Origin of the sequence: Agromyces kandeliae (genome assembly GCF_009674665.1) — a bacterium.
GTDB lineage: Bacteria > Actinomycetota > Actinomycetes > Actinomycetales > Microbacteriaceae > Agromyces > Agromyces kandeliae.
The window spans coordinates 40,115-53,753 of the sequence record NZ_WKJD01000010.1 but is presented as its reverse complement, the minus strand read 5'-3'; the positions used below and the strand labels follow the sequence as shown (position 1 = coordinate 53,753).

Annotated in this window: 12 protein-coding genes; 7 read left to right on the top strand and 5 right to left on the bottom strand. The window is 72.4% G+C overall.

Going from position 1 to position 13,639, the window contains the following annotated elements; genetic code table 11:
- Positions 1–22: 22 nt before the first annotated feature.
- Positions 23–988 carry an ArsR/SmtB family transcription factor gene (locus GJR97_RS06575; protein ID WP_154345714.1) on the top strand — a complete coding sequence of 322 codons (966 nt, stop codon included), beginning with the start codon at positions 23–25 and terminating at the stop codon, positions 986–988.
- A 31-nt stretch (positions 989–1,019) separates the two neighbouring features.
- On the opposite strand, the gene GJR97_RS06570 is transcribed toward GJR97_RS06575, so the two are convergent.
- The 5 genes from GJR97_RS06570 to GJR97_RS06550 form a co-directional block, all read right to left on the bottom strand.
- Complete coding sequence (locus tag GJR97_RS06570; RefSeq protein WP_154345713.1) at positions 1,020–1,982, bottom strand: NADP-dependent oxidoreductase; 963 nt, start codon at positions 1,980–1,982, stop codon at positions 1,020–1,022.
- Between the two features lie 149 nt (positions 1,983–2,131).
- Positions 2,132–2,857, bottom strand: a complete 726-nt coding sequence (locus tag GJR97_RS06565; protein WP_407643578.1) for a YqaJ viral recombinase family protein — start codon at positions 2,855–2,857, stop codon at positions 2,132–2,134.
- 55 nt (positions 2,858–2,912) lie between these two features.
- A complete protein-coding gene (locus tag GJR97_RS06560) occupies positions 2,913–4,151 on the bottom strand; it encodes an ROK family transcriptional regulator (RefSeq protein ID WP_154345712.1) in 1,239 nt (412 codons plus the stop codon).
- Between the two features lie 81 nt (positions 4,152–4,232).
- Positions 4,233–5,192 (bottom strand): ABC transporter permease, encoded by a 960-nt coding sequence (locus GJR97_RS06555; RefSeq protein WP_154345744.1) that lies wholly within the window; start codon positions 5,190–5,192, stop codon positions 4,233–4,235.
- Positions 5,193–5,281: 89 nt separating this feature from the next.
- On the bottom strand, positions 5,282–6,766 hold the full coding sequence (locus GJR97_RS06550; protein ID WP_154345711.1) for a sugar ABC transporter ATP-binding protein: 1,485 nt from the start codon (positions 6,764–6,766) through the stop codon (positions 5,282–5,284).
- Between the two features lie 296 nt (positions 6,767–7,062).
- Here GJR97_RS06550 and GJR97_RS06545 point away from each other — a divergent pair, with 296 nt between their 5' ends.
- From GJR97_RS06545 to GJR97_RS18150, 6 genes are all read left to right on the top strand, one after another.
- Positions 7,063–8,109, top strand: coding sequence for a substrate-binding domain-containing protein (locus GJR97_RS06545; protein ID WP_154345710.1), 1,047 nt, complete (start codon positions 7,063–7,065; stop codon positions 8,107–8,109).
- 72 nt (positions 8,110–8,181) lie between these two features.
- Positions 8,182–9,381 (top strand): Gfo/Idh/MocA family protein, encoded by a 1,200-nt coding sequence (locus GJR97_RS06540; protein ID WP_229276044.1) that lies wholly within the window; start codon positions 8,182–8,184, stop codon positions 9,379–9,381.
- A gap of 47 nt (positions 9,382–9,428) precedes the next feature.
- Positions 9,429–10,589 (top strand): polyprenyl synthetase family protein, encoded by a 1,161-nt coding sequence (locus GJR97_RS06535; protein ID WP_154345709.1) that lies wholly within the window; start codon positions 9,429–9,431, stop codon positions 10,587–10,589.
- 132 nt (positions 10,590–10,721) lie between these two features.
- On the top strand, positions 10,722–11,903 hold the full coding sequence (locus tag GJR97_RS06530; RefSeq protein WP_154345708.1) for an inositol-3-phosphate synthase: 1,182 nt from the start codon (positions 10,722–10,724) through the stop codon (positions 11,901–11,903).
- Position 11,904: 1 nt separating this feature from the next.
- Positions 11,905–12,771, top strand: a complete 867-nt coding sequence (locus GJR97_RS06525; protein ID WP_324613228.1) for an SCO3242 family prenyltransferase — start codon at positions 11,905–11,907, stop codon at positions 12,769–12,771.
- Positions 12,768–13,634, top strand: coding sequence for a sugar phosphate isomerase/epimerase family protein (locus tag GJR97_RS18150; protein ID WP_324613227.1), 867 nt, complete (start codon positions 12,768–12,770; stop codon positions 13,632–13,634). The genes GJR97_RS06525 and GJR97_RS18150 overlap by 4 nt, the downstream gene beginning before the upstream one ends.
- The last annotated feature ends 5 nt before the right edge of the window (positions 13,635–13,639 follow it).

Here is a 13,639-nt window from a genome sequence, read left to right as displayed (position 1 = left end):
AATCGATGTAGCGTTGTGCTACATGTTGCGCTACGTGCTCGACGAGCAGGACGTCGCCGCCGTCCGCTTCGGCATCTCCCCGCTGTGCGAGCTCGGCCTGTCGCTCCGCGCCGTGCACGCGCCCGAGTGGTTCCCGTTGCAGTTGCCGTGGGTCCGGCGCACCGAGGCCGCGCGCGCCGACCTCGACCACGAAGCGCTCGACGCGCTCATCGACGACCGCATGTGGACACCCGACTTCCTCAACCCACGACCGTCGTCCCCGCTCACCCGGCTCGACGACGAGTTCGCCGCACTGCGCGACCTGCCGTCCGAGCGGTTCCACGCCGACCTCGTGGCGGTGCACGGCCGCGTGCCCGACGCGCTCGCGGGTCCGCCGGGGGCGGCGATCGGCCGCATGGTCGCGGCGCTCGAGGAACTCTGGGCGGCGAGCTTCGCGCCGTACTGGTCGCGCATGCGCGCGGTGCTCGAGGCCGACGTCGTGCACCGCGGGCGGCAGATCGCGCAGCAGGGGCTCGGCGCGATGCTGAACGGGCTCACCGCGACGGTCGACTTCGACGGCGACGTGCTCCGGGTGCGGCTTCGCGACCCGCGCGACCGCACCCAGGCGATCGTGGGCACCGGCCTCACGCTCGTGCCGACCATGTTCACCCGACGGGCCTCGGCGCCCGTCGGCGACGGGCCGCCCATGCTCATGTACCCGGCACGCGGGCAGGGGGCCCTGTGGGAGGCGGAGCGCGTCGCGAATCCGGCTGCGCTGGCCGGCATCCTCGGCGACACCAGGGCCTCGCTCCTCGCGGCGCTCGGCGACCCGGCGTCGTCGACCGAACTCGGCGTCCGCTTCGGCGTCACGCCGAGTGCCGTGAACCAGCACCTGCGCGCGCTCCGGGACGCAGGCCTGCTCGTGAGCACGCGTCACGGCCGGAGCGTCCTCTACCTGCGCAGCGCACTGGGCTCGGCGCTGCTCGAGGGTGCGGTGCCCGCGTCGTGACCGGGCACGTGGACCGATCGTCCGGGGCCGGTCACGTCGGATCGTCGGCCACGCGCAGCACGAGCTTGCCGCGCACGTGGCCCCCGCCGAGGCGCGCGTGGGCGGTCTCGCCCTGCTCGAGCCGGAAGACCTCGTCGACGTGCACGCGGATCGCGCCGTCGTCGACCAGACGCGAGATCACCGACAGCGTGCGCGCGTCGGGCGAGACGACGAAGCCGGTCGCGCGGACGCCGCGCGCAGCCGCCTCCTCTGCCATGGTCGGCCACGACTTGGTGGGCACGTTGACGATGAGTCCGCCGCGGCGGACCACGTCGAGCGAGCGCGTCCCGGTGTCGTCGATGACGTTGCCGATGAGGTCGATCACGACGTCCTGTTCGCCGGCGACCTCCTCGAAGCGCTCCGAGGTGTGGTCGATGACCCGGTGCGCGCCGAGCGAGCGGAGGAAGTCGGCGTTGCGCGGCGACCCCGTCGCCGTCACCTGCGCACCGAAGTACGACGCGAGCTGGACCGCGAAGTGGCCGACCCCGCCGGCGCCCGCGTGGATCAGCATGCGCTGTCCGTCGTGGGCGCGCGCGACGTCGACGACCGCACCCCACGCCGTCAGCGCGGCGCAGGGGATCCCGGCCGCCTCGACGAAGCCCGTCCCGATCGGCATCGGCGCGACCGACATCGACGGGATGCTCACGACCTCGGCGTAGGTGCCCGTCATCCGCGGGACGCGGCCCATGCCGTAGACGCGATCGCCGACCTTCAGGGGATGCGCGGCGTAGGGGACCTCCTCGACGACGCCCGCGAAGTCGAGGCCGAGGATCGCCGGGTACGACGGGATCGCGGCGGAGACGCCGCGGCCGAGCTTGGTCTTGCGATCGATGGGGTTCACGCCTGCGGCGACCACCCGCACGAGCACCTCGTCCTGCACGCGGAGCGGCTGCGGGACGTCCGCCATGCGGAACACCGCGCCCTCGCCCGTCTCGTCGACCACCAGAGCCCGCATCGATTCCCCCGTCCGCTCGCCTCCCGTCCGACCATTCTGCGGCACAACGGGCAGCCTGGGACCGCGGACTCGAGCGGAACGGATGCGCCCACCGTCGGGGTGCCCGCCACTGCCGAGGATGCGACCGCGGCGGCGGCCCGGGTTGCGGTTCAGGCGAGCGGACCCGGCCGGTAGAAGGAGCGGTCGGGCGCCGTGCCGACGCCGGCCGCCGCGGCGCGCCCGGCCTGCGGCCGCATCGCGTCGAGCAGCATGCCCGCGAGGCGCACGAGCTGCGCGATCTGGTCCTCGTCGCGGTCGACCCATCGGCACTGCGGATCGCCGACCGGCACGAAGCCGTCGTGCTGCTCCCACACGACGAGGGTGCGCTCGGCGCCGAGCACGTACTGCTGCCACCACACCTGCCTGAGGTAGCCGCGGGGGATGCCGCGCCACGGCTTCGACGTGGTCTTGATCTCGCAGAGCTCGAGCGTGCCGTCGCCGAGCACCTTGAGCCCGTCGGGCGTGGCGAGGTGCCGACGGTCGGACTCGGCGTGGAAGAGCAGGCTCGACGGGGCGATGCCGTGCTCGGCGCGGGCCCATCGGGCGATGACCGGCTCGCGTTCCCTGCCGTGGTCGGTGTACCGACTGCCGCCGAATCCGCGACTGCGCCCGTCGTAGAGCTTCTCGTTCGCCGCCGCGCGGACGGACGACTCGGACGCGAGCTTCGCGGCATCCGTCGCCGTCACGCCCTGTGCGCGCGCTCGGAGCCACGCCACCCGGTCGCCCGAATCGGCGACGACGCGGGTCTCGTGCGGCAGCGGCGGCTGGCGCAGCGCCGACGCGACGCGGGGTGCGACCGACTCGAGGTCGAACAGCGCGAAGGGGGTGTCGGTCACCCGACCACGGTACCCCCGGCCGCCCCCTGGCGACGCGCGCGGCGGACGCGCGGCGCTACTTCACCGCGCGGAGCGCACCGCCCGCGGACTGGGCGATCATCGCCTCGATGTTCGCGGGGGACAGCGAGTGGTGGATGGCGAGCATGCTCGCGCCCAGGACCGCGGCATCCGCGCCCGTCTGCGACAGCGTGATGTGCAGCGACTCGGTCGCGAGCGGCATCGAGCGACGGTAGACGACCTCGCGCACGCCGGCGATGAGGTGCTCGCCCGCCTCTGCCATCGACCCGCCGAGGACGATGACGGACGGGTTCATCAGGCTGAGGCAGGTGGTGAGCACCTCGCCGATGTCGCGGCCGGCCTGCCGGACGGCCTGGATGGCGTTCACGTTGCCGTTCTTCACCAGGTCGACGACGTCGCGCGAGTTCGTCGCGGGGATCCCGGCAGCCGTGAGCGCCCTCGCGATCGCGCTTCCCGAGGCGAGCGCCTCGAGGCATCCGAAGTTGCCGCAGTTGCAGGCGATCTCGGCGCCGCGCGAGACGTAGACGTGGCCGATGTCGCCCGCGGTGCCCTGGGCGCCGCGCTGGAGGAACCCGCCCGAGATGACGCCCGCGCCGATGCCGGTCGCGATCTTCACGAAGAGCAGGTGGTCGGTGTCGGGCCACGCCTTCTCGCGCTCGCCGAGCGCCATGATGTTCACGTCGTTGTCGACGAGCACGGGAACGTCGATCTCCTGGCGGATCCACCCGGCGATGTCGAAGCGGTCCCACCCGGGCATGATCGGCGGGTTGATCGGGCGACCGGTGCTGAACTCGACCGGCCCGGGGACGCCGACGCCGATCGCGAGGAGGTCGCCCGTGCGCCGGCCCGAGTGCTCGATGAGCTCGCGCGTGACCGCGATGACGGCGTCGAGCACGACGCGCGGGCCCTCCGACACGGCGATGACCGAGTTGGCCTCCTCGATGATGCGGCCGGTGATGTCGGCCAGTGCGACCCGGATGTGCGAGGCGCCGATGTCGACGCCGACGACGAACCGCTCGCTCGCCGTGATCGCGAAGAGCGAGGACGGCCGCCCGCCGGTCGAGGCGGCCTCGCCGACGGGGCCCACGAGGCCCAGGTCGGTGAGGGCGTCGATGCGCATCGCCACGGTGGTGCGGGCGAGGCCCGTGATCGAGGCGAGTTCGCTCCGAGTGCGCGGTTGACCGTCGCGCAGGATCTGGAAGAGATCGCTCATCGCGGTCGAGCCCAGCGCGTTCACGTGGGGTCGCGCGTCGGCGTTCGCACTTACGTCAACCATCCGTCGATTCTCCCATACTCTTCGACATAACTCGCATGCACATGCATCCACCGGAATACGCCCGGCGCCGCGTGGGCGCGGCTAATGGGACTTCGAGCCCTGCCCCGCGAACCGCTGCTGCAGGAGCACCGCCACCACGATGATCACGCCCTTCGCGACCGCCTGCACGGAGGTCGAGAGGTTGTTCTGCGTGAACACGTTCGTCAGCGTCGCGAAGATCAGCACGCCGAACACCGTGCCCGTGATCGTGCCGCGTCCGCCGACGAGGAGGGTGCCGCCGACCACGACCGCGGCGATCGCGTCGAGCTCGTAGAGCTGACCGTGCGTCGAGGTCCCCGCCGTCGTGCGGCCGAGGATCATGACCGCGGCGATGCCCGCCGTCAGTCCGGCCAGCGCGTACAGGTACATCGTGTGGCGGCGGACCGCGAGGCCCGCGAGGCGAGCCGCCTCGCGGTTGCCTCCGATCGCGACCGTCCGGCGGCCGAACGTCGTGCGGTTGAGGAGGATCCAGCCGGCGACCGCGACGAGCACGAAGATCCAGATCAGCATGTCGATGCCGAGCAGGTCCATGTTCATGAACTCGATGAACTCGGGGATCCGCACGACCTGGGTCGTCCGGTTCGCCAGGATCTCGGCGAGGCCGCGCGCGGCCACGAGCATCGCCAGCGTCGCCATGAAGGCGACGACCTTGCCGTAGGCGATGACGAAGCCGTTGAGGAAGCCGGCTGCGAGGCCGACCGCGAGGGCGGTGAAGACCATCACGAGCCAGGTCGAGTTGTCGGCGAGCGCCTGGACCGCGGACAGCGTCGCGACGACCGACGCGAGGCCCATCACCGAGCCCACCGACAGGTCGATGCCGCCGCCGATGATGACGAACGTCATGCCGACCGAGATGACGCCGATGATCGAGGCGAGGCGGACGATCACGAGGATGTTGTCGATGTTCGTGAAGCGGTCGCCCGCGGTGATCGCGCCGACGACGAAGAGCGCGGCGAGGGCGAGGATCAGGCCGAGGTTGCGGCCGACGGAGCCGCTCAGCAGGCTCCGCGCGGTGAACCGGCGCCGCTGCTGCGGCTCCGGCGATACGGGGCCGGATTCGGCCCGGGCGATGGTCGGGGACTGGGACTCGCTCACGCGGAGGTTCCTTTCATGACGAGGTCGAGCACCTGGTGCTCGTCGATCTGGTCTGACTTCACTGTCGTCAGGATGCGGCCGTCCCCGACGACGAGGACGGTGTCGGCGAGTCCGAGCACTTCCTCGATCTCGCTCGACACGACGACGACGGCGTCGCCGTTCGCCGCGAGCTCGCGGATGAGGGCGTAGATCTCGGCGCGGGCGCCGACGTCCACGCCGCGCGTCGGCTCGTCCAGGAGGAGCACGGACGTGCGGTTCACGAGCCAGCGCGCCAGCAGGATCTTCTGCTGGTTGCCGCCCGAGAGCGTGCGAGCCGGACGGTCGGGATCGGCCGGGCGGAGCTCCAGCGCGTCGATCTGCTCGGCGGCGATGCGGCGCTCGCGGCGTTCGTCGACGAACCCGCCGCGGGCGAACCTCGCGAACGAGGACAGCGTGACGTTCCGGAAGATGGGCTCGTCGAGGAGGAGGCCCTGGCTCTTGCGCTCCTCCGGCGAGAGCCCGATCCCCGCTCGCACCGCGTCGCGGACCGAGCCGCGGCGCAGCTCGCGGCCGTTGGCCCGGACGGTGCCGGAGGTCGCGCGCCGCGCGCCGTAGATCGTCTCGAGGATCTCCGATCGGCCGGAGCCGACGAGGCCCGCGAGTCCGACGATCTCGCCGGCCCGGACCGTGAAGCCCACGTCATGGAAGACGCCCTCGAGCGAGAGGCCATCGACCTCGAGCGCCTGCGGCGCGTCGTCGGGGATCGGCGTGGCCGGCGGGAAGACGTTCTCGACCTCGCGGCCCGTCATGCGCCGGATGAGCTCGGAGGTCGGCGTCTCGGAGACGTCCAGGCCGTTCGCGGTGCTGCGACCGTCCTTCAGGACCGTGATGCGGTCTCCGATCTCCCGGATCTCCTCCAGTCGATGCGTGATGTACACGACCGCGATGCCCGCGTTCGTGAGCTCGCGGACGACCCGGAAGAGGTTCTTCACCTCCTCGCCGTCGAGCACGGCGGACGGCTCGTCCATGATGATGAGCCGCGTGTCGTGCGAGAGCGCCCGGGCCATGCTGACGATCTGCTTGTTCGCCGCGCTCAGCGTCCCGACCTCGCGCGACGGCGGAAGGTCGCCGTGTCCCAGTCGTTCGAGCAGCCGCCTCGTGCGCTCGTTCGCCTCGCCCGCGCGGAGGAAGCCGCCCATGGAGAGTTCGTGCCCGAGGAAGATGTTCTCGGAGATGGTCAGCCCGTCGACGACGTCGAGCTCCTGGTACATCGTGGCGATGCCGAGCTCGATCGCGTCCTGGGGGGAGTGCAGCGAGACCTGCTCGCCGTTCCACTCGATCGTCCCCGAGTCGGGGACGTGCGCCCCGGCGAGCGTCTTGATCAGCGTCGACTTGCCTGCGCCGTTCTGCCCGAGGATGCAGTGGACCTCGCCCGCGACGATCTCGAGGTCGACGTTCTTCAGCGCCTGCACGCCGGAGAAGTTCTTCGAGATGCCGCTCATGCGGAGTAATGCCGGAAGATGGTCGTCTTTGATCACTCGAAAATCATAACCGGAACTCGCGATGTCGCAAGTGGTTTCGCCGAATCCGGTCGAGAATCCTCCGACGCGCGCGGCCGGGCGTCGGGATGAGTGGCTGGCCACTTATAACGCGACACAAACATAAGTTGCGCAGATACGGCTACCTTCTGCTACGCTCACGAAACGTCAGCGTGGACTCCGTTGGGTGTGGTGGCACCCGGATGGATACGAGGTCCATCTGGCGGTGCTGCGTCACATCCAAGGAGAGGACTACACGAATGAGTGTCACCCGCACTTCACGAGCCCGCATGCTGGTCATGGCGGGCGCATCCCTCGCGGTCGCCGGCCTGCTGGCCGGCTGCACGGCGGGCGGATCCGAGTCGAACATCACGGAGAACCAGAACTCCGCCGAGGAGAACGCCGAGGCCGGCGACACGGTCGTCATCGGCTTCTCGGGCCCCGCGGCCGACCACGGCTGGCTCGGAGCGATCAACTCGGCGGCCATCGCCGCCGCCGACAGCTACCCCGACGTCGAGCTCCGCGTCGCGGAGGGGACGAACGACGCCAACCTCCAGATCAGCCAGGTCGAGACGTTCGTCAACGACGGCGTCGACGCGATCGTGCTGCTGCCCACCGACGGCGCCGCGCTCACCGAGGCGGCGACCGCGGCGATGGAGGCCGGCATCCCGGTCATCAACGTCGACCGCGAGTTCTCGAGCCCCTTCGCCGCACGTGCGACGATCCTGGGCGACAACTACGGCATGGGCGTCAGCGCCGGCACGTACATCTGCGAACGGCTCGAAGGGCAGGACGACGCGGTCATCGCCGAGATCGCCGGCATCGACTCGCTGCCGCTGACCCAGGACCGCTCGGCGGGCTTCGCCGACGCCCTGTCCGACTGCGGTCTCGAGGTGACCAACCGCGTCGCCGCGGACTTCACCATCCAGGGCGGCGAGGCCGTGACCTCGCAGCTGCTCTCGGCCGCGCCGGAGATCGACGCGATCTGGAACCACGACGACGACCAGGGCGTCGGCGTCCTCGCGGCCATCGACGCCGCCGGGCGCGACGAGTTCTTCATGGTCGGCGGTGCGGGCAGCGCGAACGCGATGCGCGCCATCCAGTCGGGCGACTCGGTGCTCGAGGCGACGGTCATCTACCCGTCGACGCAGGCGGCCGACGGCATCGCGCTGGCCCGCCTGATCGCGCAGGGCAAGACGATGAGCGACCTGTACACGCCGAGCGTCGCCAACCGGATCGTGCTCGACGCACCGGTCGTGACCTCGGACAACGTGGACGACTACATCCAGTTCGCGTTCGAGTCCTGATCCGAACACCACGAGGCTGGGCGCCCCTCGGGGCGCCCAGCCTCCCCTACCCAGAAAGGCAGCTCGATCTGCATGCGTGAACGACTCCGCGTCGCGATGGTGGGCAACGGTTTCATGGGGGCCGCCCACTCGCAGGGATGGCGCGTCGCCCCGAGGTTCTTCGACCTCACGGTCGAGCCGACGATGGACGTCCTCGTCGGCCGAGATCCGGATCGGGCCGCCGCCTCCGCCGAGAAGTGGGGCTGGCGCGAGTCCGCATCGGACTGGCGCGACGTCGTCACGCGGGATGACGTCGACGTCGTCGACATCGTCACCCCGGGAGACAGCCACGCGGAGATCGCCATCGCCGCCCTCGAGGCGGGCAAGCACGTGCTCTGCGAGAAGCCGCTCGCGAATTCGTCGGCCGAGGCCGAGGCGATGACCCGGGCGGCCGAGGCCGCTGCGGCGCGCGGCATCCGTTCGATGGTGGGGTTCACCTACCGGCGCCTCCCGGCGACCGCCTTCGCGCGGCACCTCATCGCCGAGGGGCGCATCGGCGAGATCCGTCACGTGCGCGCCTCGTACCTGCAGGACTGGCTCGTCGATCCTGCGTCGCCCATGACCTGGCGGTTGCAGAAGGACCGGGCCGGATCGGGTGCGCTCGGTGACATCGGTGCGCACGCGGTCGACATGGCCGAGTACCTCACCGGGGTCCGGGTCGCCGAGGTGTCGGGGCTGCTCGAGACCTTCGTCCGACAGCGGCCGATCGCCGGCTCCTCGTCCGGAGGCATCTCGGGCGGCTCGACCGCCTCCGCCACCGGCGTCGGGGAGGTCACCGTCGACGACGTCGCGTTCTTCCACGGGCGCTTCGCGTCGGGCGCGCTGGGTTCGTTCGAGGCATCGCGCATGGCGACCGGCCGCAAGAACGCCCTGCGCGTGGAGGTGTCGGGATCGCGTGGCGCGATCGCATTCGACCTCGAGCACCTCAACCGCATCGAGTACTACGACGCGACGTCGCCTGCGAGCGAGCAGGGATTCACGTCGATCATCGTCACCGAGCCCGAGCACCCGTGGGTCTCGGCATGGTGGCCGGCAGGCCACCTCCTCGGCTACGAGCACGGCTTCGCGAACCAGGCGAGGGACTTCGTCGAGGCGATCGCCACGGGCGCCGACCCGAGTCCGTCCTTCGCGGACGGCCTCCACGTGCAGCGGGTGCTCGACGCGGTCGAGGAGAGCGCCGCATCCACGGGCGCGTGGGTGGGGGTCGCCGAGCCGGCCCCGGTGGCCGGCTGACGCGGGCACGATCGGCTCCGGGTCCGCGAACGAGGGGAAGGTGCGGGATGTCGTCCACCGGATCCGTGCGGCTCGGCGAACGGGCCGGTCGGCGAGCCGAGGGGGTCGATGGGGCGATCGGTGGAGCGCACGAGGCCGAGCACGGTGCGGCCGGGCTCGCCGGTCGCGTCGAGACGGCCGTCGCGCGTGCGCCGGCCGCGACGGCGACCGTCTGGGCCGCCCTCGCCGCATCCGCCGACGACCAGCCGGAGCTGCTGGAACTCATCGACGGGCTCGCCGCGCAGCGCGGGGGGAAGTACGTCCGTTCGAGGCTGGCCGCTGCGGCCTACCTCGGCATGGGCGGCGCGGACGCGAAGGCCTGCGACGGGCTGTCCGCGGCAGTCCAGCTGCTGCACCTCGGGCTCTGCGTCCACGACGACCTGATCGATGGCGACGACCGCCGTCACGGTCGCCCGAACCTGTTCGGCGTCACGCGCGAGACGCTGCGATCGATCGGCGCGGCATCGACGGCCGAGCACCGGGCGGCGTCGGCCGCCGTCCTCGCCGGCGACCTCGCGATCGGGGAGTGCATCGGAGTCCTCGCCCGCGTTCCGGTGCAGGACGGGATCCGGGTCTCGCTCGTGCTCGAGGTCGTGACCGCCCTCGGGCGGGCGGTCTCGGGCGAGCTCATGGACGTCCGCGGGGAGGGGCTCTCGCCCGAAGCGGCTCGTCCCGCCCGCACGGCGGAGCTCAAGACCTCCGGCTACAGCGTCGCCCTGCCGCTCCGTCTCGGCGCCCTGGCGTCCGGGCGAGCGGATGCCTCGGCGCTCGCCGCGCTCGAGGAGTTCGGTCGGCACCTCGGGGTCGCGTACCAGTTCATGGACGACGAGCTCGCGGTGTTCGGCGACCCGGAGCGGACCGGCAAGTCGACGAGTTCCGACATCCGGTCGGGCAAGCGCACGTTCCTGCTCCAGCTCGCGTACGCCGGCTCGTCGGAGCAGCAGCGGGCGAGCCTCGACCGCGACGTCGGTCGGGCGGACCTGTCCGACGCGGGCGTCGAGCGGGTCCGCACCGTCATGCGCGACAGCGGCGCGCTCGAACGGCATCGCGCCTGCATCGTCCGTCGGGCGGCCGATGCGGTGGCGGCGCTCGACGGCGCCGGGCTTCCCGGGGAGCTCGAGGCGTACCTCGGGGTGCTCGCCCGGAGCGTGCCCGGCCGCTCGGCCTGACTTTCAACTGAACACGAGCGAGTTATCGCCAAAGCAATGCAACTTCTGATTGACCGAGGATTCAAGCTCGGCTAGCTTCGAGATCGGGCCACGGCGCCCACGCGCAACGGTGCACAGGAATGGAGTTCGACGATGAACGAAGGACGGACCGGGATCTGGTTCGTGGGCGCTCGAGGGAGCGTGGCGACCACCGCGACCGTGGGCCTCGCCGCCCTCGCAGACGGGATCGTGGCACCGGTGGGGCTGACGACCGCGGGGCCCGAGTTCGACGGCGTCGCGCTCACGGCGTTCGGCGACCTGGTGGTCGGAGGCCACGACGTCGACGACACCCCGCTCGTCGAGCGCGCACGCTCGCTCGCCGCGGGCGGAATGCTGCCCGCGCGGATCGTCGACGCCGTCGGCGCCCGGCTCGACGCCATCGATGCCGACATCCGCCTGCTCGCCCGCACCCCGCGCGGCACCCAGCGCGAGGAGATCGAGCTCCGCGCCGCCGACATCCGCGACTTCCGGGAACGCCACGGCCTCGCCCGGGTCGTGGTCATCGACGTCGCCTCGACCGAACCGCTCCCCGCCGACCGACCCGAGTTCCACGACCGCGCCGCGCTCGACGCGGCGCTCGACGACCCTGCCTCCGAGTCGCTACCCTCGAGCACGCTCTCGGCGATCGCCGCCGTCGCCGGCGCCGGCGCGCCCTACGCGTGCTTCACGCCGTCCCTCTCGCTCGGCATCCCGGCGCTCCGCGACCTCGCGGCGGACTCCGGCGTGCCGATCGCCGGCCAGGACGGCAAGACCGGTGAGACGCTGCTCCGCACGGTGCTCGCGCCCATGTTCGCGTCGCGCGGCATGCGCGTGCTCTCCTGGGCCGGTGCCAACCTCCTCGGCGGCGGCGACGGCGCGACGCTCGCCGACCCCGCCGCGGTGCAGTCGAAGCTCGTCTCGAAGAACCGCGGACTGAACGACCTGCTCGGCGACGACGTCGTGACCCCGCTGCACATCGACAACGTCCCCGACCTCGGCGACCTGAAGACGGCGTGGGACCACGTGCACGCCGAGGGCTTCCTCGACACCCGGATCACGCTGCAGACCACCTGGAGCGCCTACGACTCGACGCTCGCCGCGCCGCTCGTGATCGACCTCGCGCGACTGCTCTCGCTCGCCGACGGCGCCGGCGTCACCGGCCCGGTCGCCGAGCTCGGCTACTTCTTCAAGGACCCGTGGGGGAGCGACGAGCACGCGTTCGCCCGTCAGGCCGACGAGCTGGTCTCGTGGGCGCTCCGGACGGCGGTCCGGAGGTCCGCGGCGCAGGTGGCGTGACGTGGACGCACCCGCGTTCCTGCAGCTGGTCCGCGCGCCCGCCGGCCTGACGGTGCTCGGCGACGCGACCGCGGGCATGGCCGCGACCGGGCGTCGCGGCATCCTTCCCCGTCTCGGACTGCCCGTCGCCTCGGTGCTGCTCTACTGGGGCGGGATGGCGCTGAACGACGCGGCCGACGCGGAACTCGACCGCGTCGAGCGCCCCGAGCGGCCCATCCCCTCCGGCCGGGTGACGCGGCGCGCGGCCCTCGCCACGGCCGGCGCGCTGACCGCGGCGGGGATCGCCGTCGCCGGTCTCACCGGCGGCCGGTCCTCGCTCGCCGTCGCCCTCCCGCTCGCCGGCTCCATCTGGGCGTACGATGTCTCGGCCAAGCGGAACGTGCTCGGCCCGTTCGTCATGGGCGCCTGCCGCGGGCTCGACGTGCTGCTCGGCGCGGGCTCCGACGGCGCTCGCGTCGCCGCGCGCCCCGCGCTCGTGATGGCCGGGCACACCGCGAGCGTCACGGCGCTCGCGCGCGGCGAGGTGCACGGCACGAGTGCCGCGGTGGCGGCGGCCGCCGCGGTCGTCACCGCCGGGTCCGCCGCCGCCGCCGTCCGGCCGAGGGCGGATGCCGCGGGCGTCGTGTCGTGGGTCGCGGCCGCCCGGTTCGCGCTCCCGACCCTCCGTGTACAGGCCGGCGCCGTGGGCACGCCGACCGGTCCCGTCGTCCGCGACGCCACGCGCCGGGGGATCCTCGCGATGGTGCCGCTGCAGGCGGCGCTCACGGCCCGCGCCGGTCGCCCGATCGACGCGGTCGTGCTCCTGGCGGTCGACGCGCTCGGCATCCTGCTCGCGCGGCGCGGCGCGAAGGGGCGTGAGATCACGTGACCGGGTCCACGACGCTCGTCCGGCCCGTGCTGGGCTACGGAACGAACGGGCTCGCCGACCACCCGCTCGGCGCGGCGCTCGACGTGGTGCAGCGCACCGGGTACGGCGCGGTCGCGCTGACCCTGGGGCATCCGCATCTCGACCCGTTCGCGGCCGGATGGCGCGACGACGCGCGGCTCCTCCGCGACGACCTCCGGGAGCGCGGCCTCCGGGTGGTCGTCGAGACCGGCGGGCGCTACGTGCTCGACCCCTTCCGCAAGCACCGCCCGAACCTGCTCGACGACGACGTCGAGGCCGAGCAGCGCGTGGCCTTCCTCGTGCGCGCGATCGAGATCGCCGAGGTCCTCGGCGCCGACTGCGTCTCGCTCTGGTCGGGCGTGCTGCCCGACGGCGTCGGCCCGGCGGGCGCCTGGCGTCGGCTCGTCGAGCGGATGTCCCGGCTCGTCGTCGCAGCCCGGGACCACGGCGTGCGGCTCGGCTTCGAGCCCGAGCCGGGCATGCTCGTCGAGACCGTCGCCGACGCGCTGCGGCTGCGGGCCGAGCTCGGCGATCCGCCGGAGTTCGGCATCACGGTCGACCTCGGCCACTGCGTGGTGGTCGAGCCCGGCGGGGTCGAAGCCGCGCTCCGCGCCGCGGGCGACCTGCTCGTGAACGTGCAGGTCGACGACATGCTGCCGCACGCGCACGAGCACCTCGAACTCGGAACGGGAGCGCTCGACCTCGAGCTCGCGTTCCGCACGCTCGCCGAGCTCGGGTACGGCGGGGTCGCCGCCGTCGAGCTGCCGCGCCACTCGCACGCGGCGCCGCGCCTGGCGCGCGAGAGCATGGCACGGCTGATCGAGGTCATGGAGGGGATCGGGTGAACCGC

Excerpts from the sequence above, each read along its gene's own strand:
- GJR97_RS06550 (WP_154345711.1), bottom strand. The coding sequence starts at position 6,766 with ATGAGCGGCATCTCGAAGAACTTCTCCGGCGTGCAGGCGCTGAAGAAC.
- GJR97_RS06545 (WP_154345710.1), top strand. The coding sequence starts at position 7,063 with ATGAGTGTCACCCGCACTTCACGAGCCCGCATGCTGGTCATGGCGGGC.
- GJR97_RS06540 (WP_229276044.1), top strand. The coding sequence starts at position 8,182 with ATGCGTGAACGACTCCGCGTCGCGATGGTGGGCAACGGTTTCATGGGG.
- GJR97_RS06535 (WP_154345709.1), top strand. The coding sequence starts at position 9,429 with ATGTCGTCCACCGGATCCGTGCGGCTCGGCGAACGGGCCGGTCGGCGA.
- GJR97_RS06570 (WP_154345713.1), bottom strand. The coding sequence starts at position 1,982 with ATGCGGGCTCTGGTGGTCGACGAGACGGGCGAGGGCGCGGTGTTCCGC.
- GJR97_RS06530 (WP_154345708.1), top strand. The coding sequence starts at position 10,722 with ATGAACGAAGGACGGACCGGGATCTGGTTCGTGGGCGCTCGAGGGAGC.
- GJR97_RS06560 (WP_154345712.1), bottom strand. The coding sequence starts at position 4,151 with ATGGTTGACGTAAGTGCGAACGCCGACGCGCGACCCCACGTGAACGCG.
- GJR97_RS06575 (WP_154345714.1), top strand. The coding sequence starts at position 23 with ATGTTGCGCTACGTGCTCGACGAGCAGGACGTCGCCGCCGTCCGCTTC.